Source organism: Streptomyces sp. NBC_00258, assembly GCF_036182465.1.
Lineage (GTDB): Bacteria > Actinomycetota > Actinomycetes > Streptomycetales > Streptomycetaceae > Streptomyces.
This window is the reverse complement of sequence record NZ_CP108081.1, coordinates 2755716-2776256: the sequence shown is the minus strand read 5'-3', so window position 1 is coordinate 2776256 and position 20541 is coordinate 2755716. Positions and strand designations below refer to the sequence as shown.

The window sequence follows — 20541 nt, the reverse complement described above, 5'->3', positions numbered from 1 at the left end:
TGAGGACGAAAGTTTCCACTTGTGAGTGAGACAACGCATGACGGCGGTGTCGCGGTGAGCGCCCCTCCGTCGCCCGATGAAGGGCTCTCCGCGGCGGACCTCGCCGCCAAGTACGGGCTCGCCGTCAGCGGCGCCCGGCCCGGGCTCGTCGAGTACGTCCGCCAGCTCTGGGGACGGCGTCACTTCATCCTCGCCTTCTCGCAGGCGAAGCTGACCGCCCAGTACAGCCAGGCCAAGCTCGGCCAGCTCTGGCAGGTGGCCACCCCGCTGCTGAACGCACTCGTCTACTTCCTGATCTTCGGCTTGATCCTGGGCGCCGACCGCGGCATGCCCCAGGAGGTCTACATCCCGTTCCTGGTGACGGGGGTCTTCGTCTTCACCTTCACCCAGAGCTCGGTGATGGCGGGCGTCCGCGCGATCTCCGGGAACCTCGGCCTGGTCAGGGCGCTGCACTTCCCGCGCGCCGCACTGCCGATCTCGTTCTCGCTGCAGCAGCTCCAGCAACTGCTCTTCTCGATGATCGTGCTGTTCGTCGTGGCGGTCGGATTCGGCAGCTACCCGGGCCTGTCCTGGCTCCTGATCCTCCCGGTGCTCGCCCTGCAGTTCCTCTTCAACACCGGCCTCGCGATGATCGTGGCCCGGATGGGCGCCAAGACCCCGGACCTCGCGCAGCTCATGCCGTTCGTGATGCGTACGTGGATGTACGCGTCCGGCGTGATGTTCTCGATCCCCGTGATGCTGGAGAAGCACCCCGCCTGGATCGCCGACATCCTCCAGTGGAACCCGGCCGCCATCTACATGGACCTGATGCGCTTCGCGCTGATCGACGGCTACGGTTCCGAGAACCTGCCCCCGCACGTGTGGGCGGTCTCGGCCGGCTGGGCCCTCCTCGTCGCCGTCGGCGGATTCGTGTACTTCTGGAAGGCTGAGGAGCGCTACGGCCGTGGCTGAGGAAAACACCGGGGGCCAGATCCCCACCGTCATCGCGGACGAGTTGCACATCGTCTACCGGGTCAACGGCGCCAAGACCGGCAAGGGCAGCGCCACCGCGGCACTCAGCCGCATAATCAAGCGCGGCGAGGACCGTGGCGTCCGCAAGGTGCACGCCGTCCGCGGTGTCTCCTTCAAGGCCTACCGGGGCGAGGCCATCGGCCTGATCGGCTCCAACGGCTCCGGCAAGTCCACCCTGCTGCGGGCCATCGCGGGACTGCTCCCCGCCGAGAAGGGGCACGTCTACACCGACGGCCAGCCCTCGCTCCTCGGCGTCAACGCGGCCCTGATGAACGACCTCACGGGCGAGCGGAACGTCATCCTCGGCGGGCTCGCCATGGGTATGTCCCGCGAGCAGGTCCGGGAGCGCTACCAGGACATCGTCGACTTCTCGGGCATCAACGAGAAGGGCGACTTCATCACCCTGCCCATGCGCACCTACTCCTCCGGCATGGCCGCCCGGCTGCGCTTCTCCATCGCGGCGGCCAAGGACCACGACGTCCTGATGATCGACGAGGCCCTGGCGACCGGCGACCGCTCCTTCCAGAAGCGCTCCGAGGCCCGCATCCGCGAGCTGCGCAAGAGCGCGGGCACGGTCTTCCTCGTCAGCCACAACAACAAGTCGATCCGTGACACCTGCGACCGCGTCCTGTGGCTGGAGCGCGGCGAGCTGCGCCTGGACGGCCCGACCGACGAGGTCATCAAGGAGTACGAGAAGTTCACGGGCAAGTAGCCCGAATCGCTCAGGGCCCCGTCGGAACGTTCCGACGGGGCCCTGCGTCTGCAAAGGAAACGCCAACTCTGGGCGTCCTTAGGAATCTTGACGCCAATCGGTGTGTTGTTGTGATGTGCAGGACACCCCGACGAGGCATGGCGGGTTGTACAACGTAAGCTGTACCGGTGCTGATTCGCGGCAAGTAGGGCGATAATGCGCGACACCCGGCATAGGGTCTGCTGCGCGGACGTCCGGGCGGCGTGTCCGAAATAGTCTGTATTGGGTCGGCAGTGTAGAACGGGAGATGTGACGGCGATGGCTTCGGAAACTCTCCAGCTCAGCTGTGCGTGTGCCGTCTGTGCGGGTGCTCTTCCCGGCCCAGGCAGTGAGCGGTGACGCCAGCCGGGACGGCGCGCGCCGGTGACCCGGAGCGCAGCACCCTGGACAAGGCCGCGGACGAGAACTTCCCCGTGGCACCGTTCTTCCTGCCCAGGGCCTGGCGTGCCGACCTGATGGCCGTGTACGGCTTCGCCCGCCTGGTCGACGACATCGGCGACGGCGACCTGGCCCCCGGCGGTGCCGACGCCCGCCTCCTGGGCGTGTCCCCCGAGGAGGCCGGGGACCGGCTGCTCCTCCTCGACGCATTCGAGGCCGACCTCCGCAGGGTCTTCGACGCGACCCCGCGCCATCCGCTCCTGCGCCGCCTCCAGCCGACGGTCCGCCGCGCCGGCCTCACCCCCGAGCCCTTCCTCGGCCTGATCGCGGCGAACCGCCAGGACCAGCTCGTCAAGCGGTACGAGACCTACGACGACCTCGTCTCCTACTGCGAACTGTCCGCGAACCCGGTCGGCCGACTGGTCCTCTCGGTCACCGGCACCTCGACCCCCGAGCGGGTCCGCCGCTCCGACGCCGTCTGCACGGCGCTGCAGATCGTCGAGCATCTCCAGGACGTGGCCGAGGATCTGGGCCGCGACCGTATCTATCTGCCCGCCGAGGACATGAAGCGCTTTCATGTCCAGGAGGCGGATCTCGTGGCGGCCACGGCAGGCGCATCGGTGCGCGCACTGGTTGCATACGAAGCAGAACGCGCCCGGAACCTCCTGAATGAAGGCACCCCCCTCGTGGGTAGCGTCCACGGCAGGCTGAGGCTGCTGCTCGCGGGCTTCGTTGCAGGAGGAAGGGCGGCAATCCGTGCGATTGCCGCCGCCGAATACGACGTACTTTCCGGCCCGCCCAAGCCCGGCAAGATCCAGTTGCTGCGCGAGGTGGGAGTGACTCTGCGAGGAGAGGGGTGATCCGGACCGTGGAGGCTCCGCCGCACATGTCCGCACCGGTACTCGCCGCATACAGCTACTGCGAGGCGATCACCGGGCAGCAGGCCCGCAATTTCGCGTACGGCATCAGACTGCTGCCGACGCCCAAGCGCCGCGCCATGTCGGCGCTGTACGCGTTCTCGCGCCGCGTCGACGACATCGGGGACGGCACGCTCGCTCCCGACGTCAAGGCCGCGCGCCTCGAAGACACCCGGGCGCTGCTCGCCCGGGTCCGCGACCGCTCCGTGGACGAGGACGACACCGACCCGGTCGCGGTCGCCCTCAGCCACACGGCCGACCACTTCCCGGTCCCGCTCGACGGCCTCGACGAACTGATCGACGGCGTCCTCATGGACGTCCGCGGCGAGACCTACGAGACCTGGGACGACCTCAAGATCTACTGCCGCTGCGTGGCAGGGGCCATCGGCCGGCTCTCGCTCGGTGTGTTCGGTACGGAACCGGGGGCGCGCGGCGCCGAGCGGGCGCCCGAGTACGCCGACACGCTCGGGCTCGCGCTGCAACTCACCAACATCCTCAGGGACGTTCGCGAGGACGCCGAGGACGGGCGGACCTATCTGCCCGCGGACGACCTGGCGAAATTCGGCTGCTCGGCCGGCTTCGACGGAGCGCATCCACCGGCCGGCTCCGACTTCGCGGGCCTCGTCCACTTCGAAGTGCGACGGGCCCGCGCGCTTTTCGCGGAGGGTTACCGGCTGCTGCCCATGCTGGACCGGCGCAGCGGCGCCTGCGTCGCCGCCATGGCAGGCATCTACCGCCGCCTTCTCGACCGCATCGAGCGCGAGCCGGAGGCCGTCCTGCGCGGCCGCGTCTCGCTGCCCGGCCGCGAGAAGGCGTACGTCGCCGTGCGGGGCCTTTCCGGTCTCGACGCCCGGCACGTCTCGCGCCGAACCATCAGGAGGCGCGCTTGATGGACACTTTGGGCCAAGATGACGCAAGTCCAGGGAAACGGCGCGCAACCCTCCGGTCGGGGAGCGCGTCCCTGACTTCAACGGCCGACCGTGCACTGTTCGATCAGCACGGCCAGGCCTCGGGGGAAGGTGCACGATGAACGACACGACGCAGGACGAGGGGCTCGACGCGGATCCGCAGGGCCGCCCGGCGACGGCCGTGGTGGTCGGCGGGGGGCTCGCCGGAATCACCACCGCGCTCGCGCTCGCCGACTCCGGGGTGCGCGTGACGCTGGTGGAAGGCAGGCCGCGCCTCGGCGGGCTGGCCTTCTCCTTCCAGCGCGGCGCCCTCACCGTGGACAACGGCCAGCATGTGTATCTGCGCTGCTGCACGGCGTACCGCTGGTTCCTCGACCGCGTCGACGGAGCCGAGCTGGCTCCCCTGCAGGACCGTCTCGACGTGCCCGTTCTCGACGCCGAGGCGAAACCCGGACGCAGACTCGGCAGAATCGGCCGCACGGCGCTGCCCGTACCACTGCATCTGGCGAAAAGCCTCGCGACCTATCCCCATCTGTCGCTCGCCGAGCGCGCCAGAGTAGGACGTGCCGCGCTGGCCCTGAAGGGCCTCGACCTCGCGGATCCGGCGCTCGACGCGCAGAACTTCGGCACGTGGCTGGCCGCGCACGGTCAGTCGGAGCGTGCCATCGAGGCACTGTGGGACCTGGTGGGGGTCGCCACCCTCAACGCGGTGGCCGGCGACGCTTCGCTCGGGCTCGCCGCGATGGTGTTCAAGACCGGTCTGCTGTCCGATCCGGGCGCGGCCGACATCGGCTGGGCACGCGTCCCGCTGGGTGAACTGCACGACCGGCTGGCCCGCAAGGCGCTCGACTCCGCGGGCGTCCGTACCGAACTCCGGACACGGGTCACCTCCATCTCCCAACACGGGAACGGGCGTTGGAGCGTTCAGGTTCCCGGCGAGACGCTCGACGCCGACGCGGTCGTGCTGGCCGTACCGCAGCGCGAGGCCCACGATCTGCTGCCCGACAGCGCCCTCGACGCCCCTGAGCAGCTCCTCGACATCGGTACGGCGCCGATCCTCAACATCCACGTCGTGTACGACCGCAAGGTGCTCAGCCGGCCGTTCTTCGCCGCGCTCGGCTCGCCGGTGCAGTGGGTCTTCGACCGGACCGAGGCGTCCGGGCTCTCGGACGGTCAGTACCTCGCGCTGTCGCAGTCGGCCGCGCAGGACGAGATCGACGAACCCGTCTCGGCACTGCGTGAGCGGTATCTGCCGGAGCTGGAGCGGCTGCTGCCCGGCACCCGCGGCGCCGAGGTCCGGGACTTCTTCGTGACCAGGGAGCGTACGGCGACGTTCGCTCCGACCCCCGGCGTCGGACGGCTGCGGCCCGGCGCCCGCACCAAGGCACCCGGCCTCTACCTGGCCGGCGCGTGGACCGCCACAGGGTGGCCCGCGACCATGGAGAGTGCGGTCCGCAGTGGCGTGAGTGCGGCGGACGCCGCGCTGAGCGCCCTGGGCCGGCCCCGCGATCACCTCTTCGAGCTCTTCGAGGAGGCGGCGTGACGCTCGGACTGAGCGCGGCGGGCCCCCGCACCCCCCGTATCACCACAAGAGGAGAGACTGTGCCCACTGTGCCCCCGGCATCGACGGCTGCCGACGCGGTGGACGTGACCGCGCTCCTGGAGCGCGGCCGGACCCTGGCCACTCCGGTACTGAGGGCGGCCATCAACCGCCTCGCCCCTCCGATGGACACTGTCGCCGCCTACCACTTCGGCTGGATCGACGCCGAGGGCAACCCCGCGGAGGGGGACGGCGGCAAGGCCGTACGTCCCGCCCTCGCCGTCATGTCCGCCGAGGCCGCCGGTGCGGCCCCCGAGGTGGGCGTGCCGGGTGCGGTCGCCGTTGAACTGGTGCACAACTTCTCGCTCCTGCACGACGACCTGATGGACGGCGACGAGCAGCGCCGCCACCGTGACACCGTCTGGAAGGTGCACGGCCCCGCCCAGGCCATCCTCGTCGGCGACGCCCTGTTCGCGCTGGCCAACGAGCTGCTCCTGGAGCTCGGCACGGTCGAGGCGGGCCGTGCCACGCGTCGCCTGACCACCGCCACCCGTGCCCTGATCGACGGCCAGGCGCAGGACATCTCCTACGAGCACCGCGACCGGGTCAGCGTCGAGGAGTGCCTGGAGATGGAGGGCAACAAGACGGGCGCCCTGCTCGCCTGCGCCTGCTCCATCGGCGCGGTCCTCGGCGGCGCCGACGACGTCACCGCCGACACTCTGGAGAAGTACGGCTACCACCTCGGCCTCGCCTTCCAGGCCGTCGACGACCTGCTCGGCATCTGGGGCGACCCGGTGGCCACCGGCAAGCAGACCTGGAGCGACCTGCGCCAGCGCAAGAAGTCCCTGCCGGTCGTGGCCGCCCTCGCGGCGGGCGGCCCGGCCTCCGAGCGCCTCGGCGAACTGCTCGCCGAGGACGCCAAGAGCAGCGACTTCGAGAACTTCTCCGAGGAGGAGTTCGCCGTGCGCGCCGCGCTCATCGAGGAGGCGGGCGGCCGCGAGTGGACCGCCCAGGAGGCGCGCCGCCAGCACACCATCGCCATCGAGGCGCTCGACACGATCCTCATGCCTGACCACGTACGGGCCCAGTTCGTGGAGCTCGCCGACTTCGTCGTCGTACGAAAGAGATGATCACTATCGGTCGAATAAGCCTCGCGTAGTCGCCGGCCGGTGCCGCGGGAGAACGAGCACCGGCCGACGGCGGACCCACAGCAGAGACATGCCACTGCACGAAGGGGAAGCCATGACAGCGACGACCGACGGAAGCACCGGGGCCCTGCCGCCCCGGGCAGCCGCGGCCAGCGAAACCACAGAAGTCACGACTCCCGAGGCGGCCGGGACAGTCGACACCCGAGATGCCGCCCGGCACGCGATACTGCGCGCCACCGACTTCCTGCTCTCCACGCAGGACGCCCAGGGCTGGTGGAAGGGCGACCTCGAGACCAACGTCACGATGGACGCCGAAGACCTGCTGCTGCGCCAGTTCCTGGGCATCCGCGACGAGGCGACCACCCGTGCCGCCGGCCTCTTCATCCGCGGCGAGCAGCGCGAGGACGGCACCTGGGCCAGTTTCTACGGCGGACCGGGCGAACTCTCCACCACCATCGAGGCGTACGTCGCGCTGCGGCTGGCCGGTGACGCGCCCGACGAGCCGCACATGGCGAGGGCGTCCGCGTGGATCCGTGAGCGGGGCGGCATCGCCTCGGCCCGGGTGTTCACCCGGATCTGGCTCGCCCTGTTCGGCTGGTGGAAGTGGGACGACCTGCCCGAACTCCCGCCGGAACTCATCTACTTCCCCAAGTGGGTGCCGCTCAACATCTACGACTTCGGCTGCTGGGCGCGGCAGACCATCGTGCCGCTCACCGTCGTCTCGGCGAAGCGTCCGGTACGGCCCGCGCCGTTCCCGCTCGACGAGCTGCACACCGACGCGGGCAATCCGAACCCGGTCAAGCCCCTTGCCCCCGTGGGGAGTTGGGACGGGGTCTTCCAGCGGCTCGACAAGGCCCTGCACACCTACCGCAAGGTCGCGCCGCGCCGACTCCGCAGGGCCGCGATGAACACCGCCGCCCGCTGGATCATCGAGCGGCAGGAGAACGACGGCTGCTGGGGAGGCATCCAGCCGCCCGCCGTGTACTCGATCATCGCGCTGCACCTGCTGGGCTACGACCTCGAACACCCGGTGATGCGCGAGGGGTTGGCATCCCTCGACCGGTTCACCGTCTGGCGCGAGGACGGGGCCCGGATGATCGAGGCGTGCCAGTCGCCGGTGTGGGACACCTGCCTCGCGACCATCGCGCTCGCCGACGCGGGCGTGCCCGCCGACCATCCGCAGCTGGTGAAGGCCGCGGACTGGATGCTCGGAGAGGAGATCGTCCGCCCGGGGGACTGGGCGGTCAAGCGGCCCCATCTGCCACCGGGCGGCTGGGCGTTCGAGTTCCACAACGACAACTACCCCGACATCGACGACACCGCGGAGGTCGTCCTCGCGCTGCGCCGCGTCAAGCACCACGACCCGGAGCGCGTCGACAGGGCCATCGGACGCGGGGTGCGCTGGAACCTCGGCATGCAGTCGAGGAACGGCGCGTGGGGCGCCTTCGACGTCGACAACACCAGCCCCTTCCCCAACCGGCTGCCGTTCTGCGACTTCGGCGAGGTCATCGACCCGCCGTCCGCCGACGTCACCGCGCACGTCGTGGAGATGCTCGCGGTCGAGGGACTCTCCCACGACCCGCGCACCCGCCGCGGCATCGAGTGGCTGCTCGCCGAACAGGAGGCGAACGGCTCCTGGTTCGGCCGCTGGGGCGTCAACTACGTATACGGAACCGGGTCGGTGGTGCCCGCGCTGGTCGCCGCCGGACTGCCCGGATCGCATCCCGCGATCCGCCGGGCCGTGGCGTGGCTGGAGACCGTACAGAACGACGACGGCGGCTGGGGCGAGGACCTGCGCTCCTACCACGACGTCGCCGAGTGGAGCGGGCGCGGCGCCTCGACCGCCTCCCAGACCGCATGGGCGCTGCTGGCGCTGCTCGCGGCCGGGGAGCGCGACTCCAAGGCCGCCGAGCGCGGTGTCGCGTGGCTCGCGGAGACCCAGCTGGCGGACGGCTCCTGGGACGAGCCGTACTTCACCGGTACGGGGTTCCCGTGGGACTTCTCGATCAACTACCACCTCTACCGGCAGGTCTTCCCGCTCACCGCGCTCGGCCGGTACGTCAACGGCGAAGCGTTCGCCGACCGGCAGGGCTCCTTCGGCAGGGCGAGCTGATGAGCACGACACCGGGCGCCGCCCCGCTGCTGATCGCCTGCGCGCTCGGCATCGAGCAGCTGGCCCTGCGCACCGGCGGTGATCGGGGCAGTGCCGACGGCCCGGTCACCGTGCTGCGTACGGGCATGGGGCCGGGTGCCGCCGAACGGGCGGTCACCCGGGCCCTGGCCCGCCCGGCGCTGAGCGGGGCGGCCGTCCTCGCCACGGGCTTCTGCGCCGGGCTCGCCCCCGGCATGCACCCGGGGGACCTGGTCGTCGCCGACGAGACCCGGGACCCGCGCGGCACGACGCCCTGCGTGGGCACCGATCTGCTCGTCAAGGAACTGGCACGCGCCCTGCCCGGGCGCACCGTCCACACGGGGCCGCTCACCGGCTCCGATCACGTCGTCCGCGGTCAGGAACGGTCGGAACTGCTCGCGACCGGCGCGATCGCGGTCGACATGGAGTCGGCGGCCACGCTCCACAGCGCCGTCCGCGCGGGCATGCGCCCGGTTGCGGCCGTCCGGGTGGTCGTGGACGCTCCAGAACATGAACTCGTCCGGATCGGCACGGTGCGCGGTGGAATATCAGCCTTCCGCGTTCTTCGTGCCGTTCTTCCAGCTTTCTTCGAATGGCACCGTTCTTTGCTGCTCCCCAGGAGGTGAGCCAGATGGCCATGCCGCTCCGCCAGACCATCAAGGTCGCGACGTATCTCTTTGAACAGAAACTGCGCAAGCGGGAGAAGTTTCCGCTGATCGTCGAGCTTGAACCGCTCTACGCCTGCAATCTGGCATGCGAGGGCTGCGGCAAGATCCAGCACCCGGCCGGAGTGCTCAAGCAGCGCATGCCGGTGGCCCAGGCCGTCGGGGCGGTGCTGGAGTCCGGGGCGCCGATGGTGTCCATCGCCGGTGGCGAGCCCCTGATGCACCCGAAGATCGACGAGATCGTGCGGCAGCTGGTGGCCAGGAAGAAGTACGTCTTCCTGTGCACCAACGCCATGCTGATGCGCAAGAAGATGGACAAGTTCACGCCCTCGCCGTACTTCGCGTTCGCCGTGCACATCGACGGCCTGCGCGAGCGGCACGACGAGTCCGTGGCCAAGGAGGGTGTGTTCGACGAGGCCGTGGAGGCCATCAAGGAGGCCAAGAAGCGGGGCTTCAGGGTCACCACCAACTCGACCTTCTTCAACACCGACACCCCGCAGACGATCATCGAGGTTCTCAACTTCCTCAATGACGACCTCAAGGTGGACGAGATGATGATCTCGCCCGCGTACGCCTACGAGAAGGCGCCCGACCAGGAGCACTTCCTGGGCGTGGAGCAGACCCGCGAACTGTTCAAGAAGGCCTTCGCGGGGGGCAACCGCAAGAAGTGGCGGCTCAACCACTCCCCGCTCTTCCTGGACTTCCTGGAGGGCAAGGTCGACTTCCCGTGCACGGCGTGGGCGATCCCCAACTACTCGCTCTTCGGCTGGCAGAAGCCCTGCTACCTGATGAGCGACGGGTATGTCACGACGTACCGGGAACTCATCGAGGACACCGACTGGGACTCCTACGGCCGCGGCAAGGACCCGCGCTGCGCCAACTGCATGGCGCACTGCGGCTACGAGCCGACCGCGGTCCTGGCCACCATGGGCTCCCTCAAGGAGTCCCTGCGGGCCGCCCGCGACACCGTCTCCGGAAACCGCGGGTGACGTCATGACCGCCATCTCCTTGGGCCTCCCCGAGGTGCCGGTCCGGCCGATCGCTGAGCGCCGCCTGTCGCGGCAGATCCAGGTCGGACCGGTGGCGGTCGGGGGCGGGGCACCCGTGTCCGTCCAGTCGATGACGACGACGCGTACGTCGGACATCGGCGCCACTCTGCAGCAGATCGCCGAACTCACCGCGTCCGGCTGCCAGATCGTCCGCGTCGCCTGTCCCACACAGGACGACGCGGACGCGCTGGCCACCATCGCGCGCAAGTCCCAGATCCCGGTGATCGCGGACATCCACTTCCAGCCGAAGTACGTGTTCGCCGCGATCGAGGCGGGCTGCGCGGCGGTCCGCGTGAACCCGGGCAACATCAAGCAGTTCGACGACAAGGTGAAGGAGATCGCGCGCGCCGCGAAGGACCACGGCACGCCGATCCGGATCGGGGTCAACGCCGGTTCGCTGGACCGGCGGCTGCTCCAGAAGTACGGCAAGGCGACGCCCGAGGCACTCGTGGAGTCGGCGCTGTGGGAGGCGTCGCTCTTCGAGGAGCACGGGTTCCGGGACATCAAGATCTCGGTCAAGCACAACGACCCGGTCGTGATGGTCAACGCCTACCGGCAACTGGCGGCCCAGTGCGACTACCCGCTGCACCTCGGCGTGACCGAGGCGGGACCTGCCTTCCAGGGGACCATCAAGTCCGCGGTGGCCTTCGGGGCACTGCTCGCCGAGGGCATCGGGGACACCATCCGGGTCTCCCTGAGCGCGCCGCCCGCCGAGGAGTGCAAGGTCGGCATCCAGATCCTCGAGTCGCTGAATCTCAGGCAGCGGCGGCTGGAGATCGTGTCCTGTCCCTCCTGCGGGCGGGCCCAGGTCGACGTCTACAAGCTGGCCGACGAGGTCACGGCCGGCCTGGAGGGCATGGAAGTGCCGCTGCGCGTCGCGGTCATGGGCTGCGTCGTCAACGGACCGGGAGAGGCCAGGGAGGCGGACCTGGGGGTCGCCTCCGGCAATGGCAAGGGCCAGATCTTCGTCAAGGGCGAGGTCATCAGGACCGTGCCCGAGTCGAAGATCGTGGAGACCCTCATCGACGAGGCGATGAAGATCGCCGAGCAGATGGAGGCGGACGGCGTCGCGTCAGGCGAGCCGGAGGTCACGGTGCCGGGGCAACCCGCCGTCACCGCGAGTTAGCTGCAGCACGGACCGAGAGGGGGCCGAGCGTGACGATTCTGGAGAGCATCCGGGGACCACGCGACCTGAAGGCGCTGTCCGAGGCGGAGATAGGTCAACTGGGCGACGAGATCCGGGAGTTCCTGGTGCACGCGGTCGCCAGGACCGGTGGTCATCTGGGACCCAACCTGGGGGTGGTGGAACTGTCCATCGCGCTCCACCGGGTCTTCGAGTCGCCGGTCGACCGCATTCTGTGGGACACCGGCCATCAGAGCTACGTACACAAGCTGCTGACGGGACGTCAGGACTTCTCCAAGCTGCGCGGCAAGGGCGGCCTGTCCGGCTACCCGTCGCGCGAGGAGTCCGAGCACGACATCATCGAGAACAGCCACGCGTCCACCGCGCTCGGCTGGGCCGACGGGCTCGCCAAGGCCCGTCAGGTGCAGGGGGAGAAGGGGCACGTCGTCGCGGTCATCGGCGACGGCGCCCTCACCGGTGGCATGGCGTGGGAGGCGCTCAACAACATCACCGCCGCCAAGGATCGCCCGCTGATCATCGTCGTCAACGACAACGAACGCTCGTACTCACCGACCATCGGCGGCCTCGCGAACCATCTGGCGACCCTGCGGACCACCGACAGCTACGAGAAGGTCCTGGCCTGGGGCAAGGACGTACTGCTGCGCACGCCCGTCATCGGCGGCACCCTCTACGAGTCGCTGCACGGCGCGAAGAAGGGGTTCAAGGACGCGTTCGCACCGCAGGGCATGTTCGAGGACCTGGGGCTGAAGTACGTCGGCCCGATCGACGGGCACGACGTGGGAGCGGTGGAGTCGGCGCTGCGGCGTGCGAAACGCTTCCACGGGCCCGTACTCATCCACTGTCTGACCGAGAAGGGGCGCGGCTACGAGCCCGCGATCGCCCACGAGGAGGACCACTTCCATACGGTCGGTGTGATGGACCCGCTCACCTGCGAGCCCCTCGCGCCGTCCAACGGCCCTTCCTGGACCTCGGTGTTCGGCGACGAGATCGTACGGATCGGGGAGGCGCGCGAGGACGTCGTGGCGATCACGGCGGCCATGCTGCACCCGGTGGGACTCGCGAAGTTCGCGGAGAGGTTCCCCGACCGGGTGTGGGACGTCGGCATCGCCGAGCAGCACGCGGCGGTGTCCGCGGCCGGGCTCGCGACGGGCGGACTGCATCCGGTCGTCGCGGTGTACGCGACCTTCCTGAACCGTGCCTTCGACCAGCTGCTGATGGATGTCGCACTGCATCGCTGCGGAGTGACCTTCGTGCTGGACCGCGCCGGGGTCACGGGAGTTGACGGAGCGTCACACAACGGCATGTGGGACATGTCCATCCTCCAGGTCGTGCCGGGGCTCAGGATCGCCGCGCCGCGCGACGCCGACCAGCTGTGCGCCCAGCTGCGCGAGGCGGTCGCGGTGGACGACGCCCCGACCCTGATCCGGTTCCCCAAGGAGTCGGTGGGACCGGTCGTTCCGGCGGTCGACCGGGTGGGCGGCGTGGACGTCCTGCATCGCGGCGAGCGGCCCGAAGTGCTCCTCGTGGCCGTCGGTGTGATGGCGCCGGTCTGTCTCCAGGCGGCCGAACTGCTGGAGGCCCGGGGCCTCAACTGCACGGTCGTGGACCCGCGTTGGGTCAAGCCCGTCGATCCCGCGCTGCCCGGCCTCGCCGCCGAGCACCGCTTGGTCGCCGTCGTCGAGGACAACAGCCGGGCGGCGGGCGTGGGCGCGGCGGTCGCGCTCGCCCTCGGGGACGCCGAAGTCGACGTGCCCGTACGGCGGTTCGGGATCCCCGAGCAGTTCCTCGCGCACGCCAAACGGGGTGAGGTGCTCGCCGACATCGGTCTCACGCCGGTCGAGATCGCGGGGCGGATCAGCGCGAGCCTGGCCACCCGGGAAGCGCGCTCGACGGTCACGGACGCCGAACCCGCGGTCGAGGCGAAGGCACCCCAGGGGCGGGCTGTGAACGGGAAGGCCGTCGAGGGGAAGGCCTCCGCGGCGGGCGTCTCGAAGGCGCGGCCCGCCGGGCAGAGCGCTTCGAGGGCGCAGCCCGCCAGGCAGCGCGTCGCGAAGAAGCAGACCGCCAAGAAGCCGGCGGGCAAGGAGCACGCTGCCAAGGAGAAACAGGAATGACGACCAGCAAGCCCCAGGAGTTCGACCTCGCCGGCCTGCTCGCCGAGCGTGGAGCCGAGCGCTACGAGCTGCATGCCAAGCATCTGAACCACCAGCTGCCGCGCATGCTGCACACCATCGGCTTCGACAAGGTCTACGAGCGGGCCGAGGGCGCGTACTTCTGGGACGCGGACGGCAACGAGTACCTGGACATGCTGGCCGGGTTCGGGGTGATGGGCCTGGGCCGCCATCACCCCGTCGTCCGCAAGGCGCTGCACGACGTCCTCGACGCCCAGCTCGCCGACCTCACCCGCTTCGACTGCCAGCCCCTGCCCGGGCTGCTGGCGGAGAAGCTGCTCACGCACAGTCCGCACCTGGACCGGGTGTTCTTCGGCAACAGCGGTACCGAGGCCGTCGAGACGGCGCTGAAGTTCGCCCGGTACGCGACCGGGAAGCCGAGGGTCCTGTACTGCACGCACGCCTTCCACGGTCTGACCACCGGGTCCCTGTCCGTGAACGGCGAGGACGGTTTCCGGGACGGCTTCGCCCCGCTGCTGCCCGACACGGCGGTCCCGCTCGGCGATCTCGACGCGCTGGCGAGGGAGTTGAAGAAGGGCGACGTCGCCGCGCTGATCGTCGAGCCGATCCAGGGCAAGGGCGTGCACGAGTCGCCGCCCGGATATCTGCGTGGCGCACAGGAGTTGCTGCGCAGGCGCAAGGCGCTGCTCATCGCCGACGAGGTGCAGACGGGGCTCGGGCGGACCGGGGACTTCTACGCCTACCAGCACGAGGAGGGTGTCGAACCGGACCTGGTGTGCGTGGCCAAGGCGCTGTCCGGCGGGTACGTGCCCGTCGGGGCCACCCTCGGCAAGGACTGGATCTTCAAGAAGGTCTACTCGACCATGGACCGCGTCCTCGTGCACTCCGCGAGCTTCGGGGCCAACGCGCAGGCCATGGCGGCGGGCCTCGCCGTGCTTTCGGTCATGGAGAACGAGCAGATCGTCGCCAACGCCCGGGCCACGGGGGAGCAGCTGAAGTCCCGGCTCGCGGCGCTCGTCGACAAGTACGAGCTGCTGAGCGATGTGCGCGGCCGTGGGCTGATGATCGGCATCGAGTTCGGGCGGCCCAAGTCGCTGAAGCTGCGCAGCCGTTGGACGATGCTGCAGGCCGCGCGGAAGGGGCTGTTCGCCCAGATGGTGGTCGTGCCGCTGCTGCAGCGGCACCGGATCCTCACCCAGGTCTCCGGTGATCATCTGGAGGTGATCAAGCTGATTCCGCCGCTGGTCGTCGGGGAGCGGGACGTCGACCGGTTCGTGGAGGCCTTCACCGCCGTCATGGACGACGCGCACAGCGGGGGCGGGCTGATGTGGGACTTCGGGAAGACGCTGGTGAAGCAGGCGGTCGCCAACCGCTAGGTTCCTCTGCAGCTGACCGGCCTCGTAGCAGCTGACCGGCCTCGTGGCCGCGGACCGGTCTCGGCGCCGCGAACCTGACTCGTTTTTGCCTCAGAGGTAAGAAATTTGCCTCAGAGGTAAGCCTCCGGCTCAATGGAGGACATGAACCCTGTCAAGGGTACGAGCCCTTCCGAGCCGGGGGCGGCCGACGAGCTGCCCGCGGTCGCACCTCAGCTGCGTGCGCTGCGGCGCCGTGCCTCCCTCACCCTGGAGTCCGCGGCCCGCGCCGCCGGGCTCTCGCCCGCGCATCTGTCCCGTCTGGAGACCGGACAGCGCCAGCCCTCGCTGCCGATGCTGCTCGCGCTGGCCCGCATCTACGGCACGACCGTCTCCGAGCTGCTCGGCGAGACGGTCGCCGAGCGGGACGCCGTCGTGCGCGCCGCCGACATGGAGCCCACCCAGGCCGGTGGCTGGACGTACTGGCAGGCCGGTGCGGCCGGACGCGGCATGCAGTCCCTGCGTGTGCACGTCCCGTACGGAGCCCAGGGCGACATCGTGCGGGTCCACCCCGGAGAGGAGTGGCTGTACGTCCTCGAAGGACGGCTGCGGCTGCGTCTCGGGGACACCGCGCATGTCCTCGAGCCCGGTGACAGCGCGCACTTCGACTCGCTGACCCCGCACCGGATCGCCGCCGCGGACCGGGACGGGGCCGAGCTCCTCTTCGTACACACGCTGCTGCAGAGCCCCACGGCCACCCTGTGCCTCGGGCCCACGACCCCTGGAGAGACGTCATGAAGGACATGGAGGAGAAGTTCCCGCGCGCTCTGTGGGTGCGGCTCATCATCTACGTCGCGGTCGGGCACATCTTCGCCGCCTTCATCTACCTGCTGTTCTCGCTCGGGGCCCAGGGGCAGTAGCAGTGGCGGACTCCGAAGGCGGGAGACCGGGCCCGGTCGGCGGGAGACCGTCAGTCGAGGAACCGCTCCCGCAGACGCTCCCGGACCTCGGGAGTCACGCCCAGGCCCTGCTCCAGATACGCGTCCACCCCGCCCCACTTCTCCTCGATCGTCTCGAACGCCGCCTCCAGATACTCGGCGCGCGCGTCGAAAAGAGGGCTGAGCAGCTCCATCACCTCGGGTGAGTACGCCGAGGCGGAGGACTTGCTGCGGTGCACCTTGTAGCGGCGGTGCGTCGCGTTCGACTCCAGGTAGTCCGTGACGATGGCCTCGCGCTCGACACCCAGGGCGAGCAGGGTGATGGCGATGGAGATGCCGGCGCGGTCCTTGCCCGCCGCGCAGTGCATCAGAGCGGGGACGCTGTCCTCGGCCATCGAGTGCAGCACCTGGCGGTGCTCGGCCGTGCGCTCCTTGATTATCGAGCGGTAGGAACCGATCATCCGGTCCGCCGCTTTGCCGTCCCCGAGGATCGAGCGCAACTGGTCCAGGTCGCCGTCACGGACCATCGTCCAGAACTCGGCGCCGTGCGCCGGGTCGGTCAGAGGGAGATTCACGTTCCGCACGCCGGGCAGCTCGACGTCCTGCCCCTCGAGCTTCTGGTCGGCGGCATTGCGGAAGTCGAAGATCGTGTGCAGGCCCAGGGACGCGAGGAACGCCGCGTCCGACTCGGTCGCGTGCGCGAGATGGCCGCTGCGGAACAGCCGTCCGTAAGCCACCCGCCGGCCGTCCACCGTCGGCAGGCCGCCCACATCACGGAAGTTGCGCACTCCGGCCAGCTCGGGCTCGGTCGACGGGACCTGCTGCGTCACGGGGGCTCCTCCCATTCGGCTGCCGACGCGGCTCGTCGGCGAAGTGCGTTTCTCGACGATACGACATCGATTCGTAGGCCAATGAGTTGTCCACAGGCGTTGCCGGGGAGGCACGCGGCCCATAATGATGTTGATGATTGAGCGTGCCTGTTCGGATCTGTGAGGGTTTGATGTTGGAGATCGGCGAAGACGGTCGTACGTGGCTTCTTTCGGGCCCGGCGAGCAGTTATGCCCTGCGGCTCGGCGAGGATGACGCGCTGCTGCATCTGCACTGGGGTCCGCGTATCGCGCTCGCCGACGCCGAGGCGCTCGCCGCCGGCCCGGGACCGGAGTACTGGGCCTTCGAGGCCACCCTCGACGGGCACGAGGAGTACCCGGTGGAGGGCGGCCCCCGGTTCGTACGGCCCGCCCTGTCCGTTCGGACGGAGGAACGGCGCGGCACCGAGTGGCGCTTCGAGACGTACGAGGCGGACGGCGACGAGCTGCGGCTGCGGTTCTCCGACTCCGGGCTCGGGATCACGCTGCACTACCGGATGCGGGCCGGCACCGACGTCGTCGAGCGGTGGGTGACCCTCGCCAACGAAGGGCCCGCCCTGGAGGTGCTGCGCGCCGACTCCGCGGCCTGGACGCTGCCGCACCGCGACGGCTGGCGGCTGTCCCAGCTGCACGGGCGGTGGGCGGCCGAGTCCCGGCTCGTACGCTCCGAACTCACCTACGGTGAGAAGGTCATCGGCAGCCGGCGCGGGCACACCTCGCACCAGCACCTGCCCTGGGTCGCCCTGGACGCCGAAGGCGCGGCCACCGAGGAGCGGGGCGAGGTCTACGGATGCGCCCTCGCCTGGTCGGGCACCTGGCGGATCGCCGTGGCCCAACTCCCGGACGCGCGCGTGCAGATCACCGGCGGGGTCGGGTACGACGACTCGGGGCTGCTGCGGCTGGAGCCGGGGGAGAGCTTCGTCACACCCGTCTTCGCGGGACTGTGGAGCGACGGCGGATTCGGCGGCGCGAGCCGCGCCTGGCACGCCTACCAGCACGCGTATGTGATCCCGGACGCGGACGAGCACCGGCCGGTGCTCTACAACTCATGGGAGGCCACGGAGTTCGACATCTCCGAGGAGCAGCAGGGGGCGCTGGCACGGCGGGCCGCCGCGATGGGGGTCGAGCTGTTCGTGGTCGACGACGGCTGGTTCGGGGCGCGCACCAGCGACCGGGCCGGGCTCGGCGACTGGACACCCAACCCCGACCGCTTCCCGGCAGGCCTCAAGCCCCTCGCCGACGAGGTGCACGCGCTCGGGATGCAGTTCGGCATCTGGGTCGAGCCCGAGATGGTCAACCCGGACAGCGAGCTGTACCGCGCGCACCCCGACTGGGTGCAGTTCCAACCGGGACGAAAGAGGACGGAGCTGCGCAATCAGCTCGTTCTGAACCTTGCCCGCGAAGACGTCCAGGAGTACCTGTGGGAGCAGCTCGACACGCTGCTCTCCAGCGCGCCGATCGACTATGTGAAGTGGGACTTCAACCGCTGCTTCACCGACGCGGGGTGGCCCGGCGAGGCCTATCCGCAGCGGCTCTGGGTGGACCACGTGCACGCCCTGTACCGGCTCCTGGACCGGCTGCGGGCGGCCCACCCGGGTGTCGCCTTCGAGTCCTGCTCGGGCGGCGGCGGCCGTATCGACCTCGGGATCATGGCGCGTACGGACCAGGTGTGGACCTCGGACAACACCGACCCGCTCGACCGGCTCGCCATCCAGCACGGCTTCAGCCAGGTGCATCCCGCGCGGACCATGGCCGCCTGGGTCACCGACAGTCCGAACGTCCAGCTCAACGGCCGCGTCAGTTCGCTGCGGTTCCGCTTCGTGAGCGCGATGGCCGGAGTGCTCGGTGTCGGCGGCGACCTGACCCGGTGGAGCGACGAGGAACTGGCCGAGGCGCGGACGTGGGTGGAGCTCTACAAGGAGATCCGGCCCGTCGTGCAGGGCGGGGACCTCCATCGGCTGCGGGCTCCGGAGGGCGGCCTGAGTGCCGTGCAGTACACGCGTGACGGCGAGGTCGTCGTCCTCGCCTGGCTCCAGGCCCAGCACTACGGCGAGCCGGTCGCGCCGGTGCGGCTGCGCGGACTCGACCCGGCAGCGGCGTACGAATGCCTCGAAACGGGCGAAGTCCACCGAGGTGCGGTGCTGTTGCATCACGGGTTGCGGACGGGACTGCAAGGTGACCTTGATGCGGCAGTTTTCCGACTGCGTCGCATGTGACTGTTGTGTCCGTAATGGAGCATTGGTTCCAACTCGCTCTGGAATAAAGGCTCCTGGAACGGCCCTCCGTGAGCAGCGTCATATTCGTGACGGTCCGCTGTCGCCATGTTCACGTAATTCAGCCGCGTTTTCAGGGATTTAACAAACGGGGGAGATCCCTGATTTACGCAGCGTGACCGTCATTTCGGTCAGGGATCAAGAGAACGGGGCACACAGGAAACCCCAAAGGTTGTTCCTGCGTCTTCATGTCGCTTACGTTCGCCACCAATCCGGACGGACGCCCAATCCTGCCGCCGCCCGGAATCCGCTCACCCACCCGTACACGGCAGGAGCGGGGGACCCACAGGTACAACGCCTGTTCCGGTCTCCGGAACGGCTAGGGGTTAAGTCGTGCGCAAACACGGCCGGGCATCTCCAGCTCGCACCCGACAGCTCACCTCGCAGGCGCCGGAGAGGAATTCGCCATGCCCGCGAAGGGTAAGCACCGCCGTCCCAAGTCCCAGCGTTTCACCCGCTCCATGGCCGTCGCAGGAACCGGCGGCGCGGCGCTCGCCCTTCCGCTGCTCGGCGCGACCGGAGCGCACGCCGCGACTCCGCAGTCCGCCGCGGATTCCGTGGCGAGCGTCTCGAATGTCGCGAACAAGGCCGCCGAATCGGCGCCTGCCGCCGCCGACAAGAAGGCCGAGGCGAAGAAGGCCGCGGCCAAGACCTATTCCGTGCGTGCGGGCGACTCCCTGTCGAGGATCGCCGACACGCAGGACGTCAGCGGTGGCTGGAAGAAGCTGTACGAGGACAACCGCAAGGCGATCGGTGGTGACCCGGCGCTCATCCACCCGGGCCTGAAGCTGTCGATCGGCAAGGCCGCCGCCACTTCGAGTTCCGACTCCGGCGCCTCCAAGGCCACCCAGTCCTCCGCGAAGAAGGCCGCGGCCCCGAAGGCCGCCGCCGCTCCCAAGGCGGCGTCCGAAGCCGGTGCCGCCGGCTTCACGCTGCCGGTCGCGGGCGCGGGCGTCGGCACCCCGTACAAGATGTCGGGCAGCATGTGGTCCAGCGGCTACCACACCGGCGTCGACTTCGTGGTCCCGACCGGCACGTCCCTCAAGTCCGTCGGCGCCGGCACGGTCGTCTCGGCCGGCTGGGGCGGCGCGTACGGCAACCAGGTCGTCATCCAGCTCGCCGACGGCCACTACGCCCAGTACGCCCACCTGTCCTCCCTCTCCGTCTCGGCCGGGCAGGCCGTGGCCGAGGGCCAGCAGGTCGGCCTCTCCGGCGCGACGGGCAACGTCACCGGCCCGCACCTGCACTTCGAGATCCGCACCACCCCGGACTACGGCTCGGACGTGGACCCGCTGGCGTACCTGCGTGGCAAGGGCGTTTCCGTCTGACCCGACGCCA

At 69.7% G+C, this 20541-nt stretch carries 17 protein-coding genes, 1 pseudogene and 1 riboswitch; of the genes and pseudogenes, 17 read left to right on the top strand and 1 reads right to left on the bottom strand.

Annotated elements, in window-relative coordinates:
- Window positions 1-21: 21 nt before the first annotated feature.
- The 15 genes and pseudogenes from OG718_RS12595 to OG718_RS12530 all read left to right on the top strand — a co-directional run bounded on the left by OG718_RS12595 (window position 22) and on the right by OG718_RS12530 (window position 16046).
- Window positions 22-951, top strand: a complete 930-nt coding sequence (locus tag OG718_RS12595; RefSeq protein ID WP_143634319.1) for an ABC transporter permease — start codon at window positions 22-24, stop codon at window positions 949-951.
- A complete protein-coding gene (locus OG718_RS12590) occupies window positions 944-1723 on the top strand; it encodes an ABC transporter ATP-binding protein (RefSeq protein WP_143634321.1) in 780 nt (259 codons plus the stop codon). The genes OG718_RS12595 and OG718_RS12590 overlap by 8 nt, the downstream gene beginning before the upstream one ends.
- Before the next feature lie 374 nt (window positions 1724-2097).
- Window positions 2098-3000, top strand: a complete 903-nt coding sequence (gene hpnC, locus OG718_RS12585) for a squalene synthase HpnC (RefSeq protein ID WP_143634323.1) — start codon at window positions 2098-2100, stop codon at window positions 2998-3000.
- A gap of 26 nt (window positions 3001-3026) precedes the next feature.
- On the top strand, window positions 3027-3947 hold the full coding sequence (gene hpnD / locus OG718_RS12580) for a presqualene diphosphate synthase HpnD (RefSeq protein ID WP_143634325.1): 921 nt from the start codon (window positions 3027-3029) through the stop codon (window positions 3945-3947).
- Window positions 3947-4087, top strand: coding sequence for a DUF6380 family protein (locus tag OG718_RS54405; protein ID WP_363190472.1), 141 nt, complete (start codon window positions 3947-3949; stop codon window positions 4085-4087). The genes hpnD and OG718_RS54405 overlap by 1 nt, the downstream gene beginning before the upstream one ends.
- A complete protein-coding gene (gene hpnE / locus OG718_RS12575) occupies window positions 4084-5508 on the top strand; it encodes a hydroxysqualene dehydroxylase HpnE (RefSeq protein ID WP_328844165.1) in 1425 nt (474 codons plus the stop codon). The genes OG718_RS54405 and hpnE overlap by 4 nt, the downstream gene beginning before the upstream one ends.
- Entirely contained in the window at window positions 5505-6635 is a 1131-nt protein-coding gene (locus tag OG718_RS12570; protein ID WP_143634329.1) for a polyprenyl synthetase family protein, read from the top strand. Before hpnE ends, OG718_RS12570 begins: the two co-directional genes overlap by 4 nt.
- Before the next feature lie 112 nt (window positions 6636-6747).
- Complete coding sequence (gene shc / locus OG718_RS12565; RefSeq protein WP_328844164.1) at window positions 6748-8766, top strand: squalene--hopene cyclase; 2019 nt, start codon at window positions 6748-6750, stop codon at window positions 8764-8766.
- Window positions 8766-9410, top strand: coding sequence for a phosphorylase family protein (locus tag OG718_RS12560; RefSeq protein ID WP_143634333.1), 645 nt, complete (start codon window positions 8766-8768; stop codon window positions 9408-9410). The genes shc and OG718_RS12560 overlap by 1 nt, the downstream gene beginning before the upstream one ends.
- A 5-nt stretch (window positions 9411-9415) precedes the next feature.
- Window positions 9416-10438 carry an adenosyl-hopene transferase HpnH gene (gene hpnH, locus OG718_RS12555; RefSeq protein WP_143634335.1) on the top strand — a complete coding sequence of 341 codons (1023 nt, stop codon included), beginning with the start codon at window positions 9416-9418 and terminating at the stop codon, window positions 10436-10438.
- A 4-nt stretch (window positions 10439-10442) separates the two neighbouring features.
- The gene (ispG, locus tag OG718_RS12550) at window positions 10443-11624 is read left to right on the top strand and encodes a flavodoxin-dependent (E)-4-hydroxy-3-methylbut-2-enyl-diphosphate synthase (protein ID WP_143634336.1); all 1182 of its coding nucleotides are present in this window, start codon (window positions 10443-10445) and stop codon (window positions 11622-11624) included.
- Between the two features lie 29 nt (window positions 11625-11653).
- Window positions 11654-13531, top strand: a pseudogene (gene dxs, locus OG718_RS12545) (1-deoxy-D-xylulose-5-phosphate synthase); the annotation flags it as partial.
- Between the two features lie 221 nt (window positions 13532-13752).
- Window positions 13753-15150, top strand: coding sequence for an aspartate aminotransferase family protein (locus OG718_RS12540; RefSeq protein ID WP_328844161.1), 1398 nt, complete (start codon window positions 13753-13755; stop codon window positions 15148-15150).
- A 141-nt stretch (window positions 15151-15291) separates the two neighbouring features.
- On the top strand, window positions 15292-15924 hold the full coding sequence (locus tag OG718_RS12535) for a helix-turn-helix domain-containing protein (protein WP_328844160.1): 633 nt from the start codon (window positions 15292-15294) through the stop codon (window positions 15922-15924).
- Window positions 15921-16046, top strand: a complete 126-nt coding sequence (locus OG718_RS12530; protein WP_055616152.1) for a DUF6126 family protein — start codon at window positions 15921-15923, stop codon at window positions 16044-16046. The genes OG718_RS12535 and OG718_RS12530 overlap by 4 nt, the downstream gene beginning before the upstream one ends.
- Before the next feature lie 50 nt (window positions 16047-16096).
- Here OG718_RS12530 and OG718_RS12525 read toward each other — a convergent pair whose 3' ends face one another.
- Complete coding sequence (locus OG718_RS12525) at window positions 16097-16894, bottom strand: tyrosine-protein phosphatase (RefSeq protein ID WP_143634341.1); 798 nt, start codon at window positions 16892-16894, stop codon at window positions 16097-16099.
- Window positions 16895-17064: 170 nt separating this feature from the next.
- Here OG718_RS12525 and OG718_RS12520 point away from each other — a divergent pair, with 170 nt between their 5' ends.
- The gene (locus OG718_RS12520; RefSeq protein ID WP_328844159.1) at window positions 17065-19146 is read left to right on the top strand and encodes an alpha-galactosidase; all 2082 of its coding nucleotides are present in this window, start codon (window positions 17065-17067) and stop codon (window positions 19144-19146) included.
- Window positions 19147-19441: 295 nt separating this feature from the next.
- Window positions 19442-19608: riboswitch (cyclic di-AMP (ydaO/yuaA leader) on the top strand.
- Between the two features lie 2 nt (window positions 19609-19610).
- Complete coding sequence (locus OG718_RS12515) at window positions 19611-20531, top strand: LysM peptidoglycan-binding domain-containing M23 family metallopeptidase (protein ID WP_143634345.1); 921 nt, start codon at window positions 19611-19613, stop codon at window positions 20529-20531.
- Window positions 20532-20541: the final 10 nt, after the last annotated feature.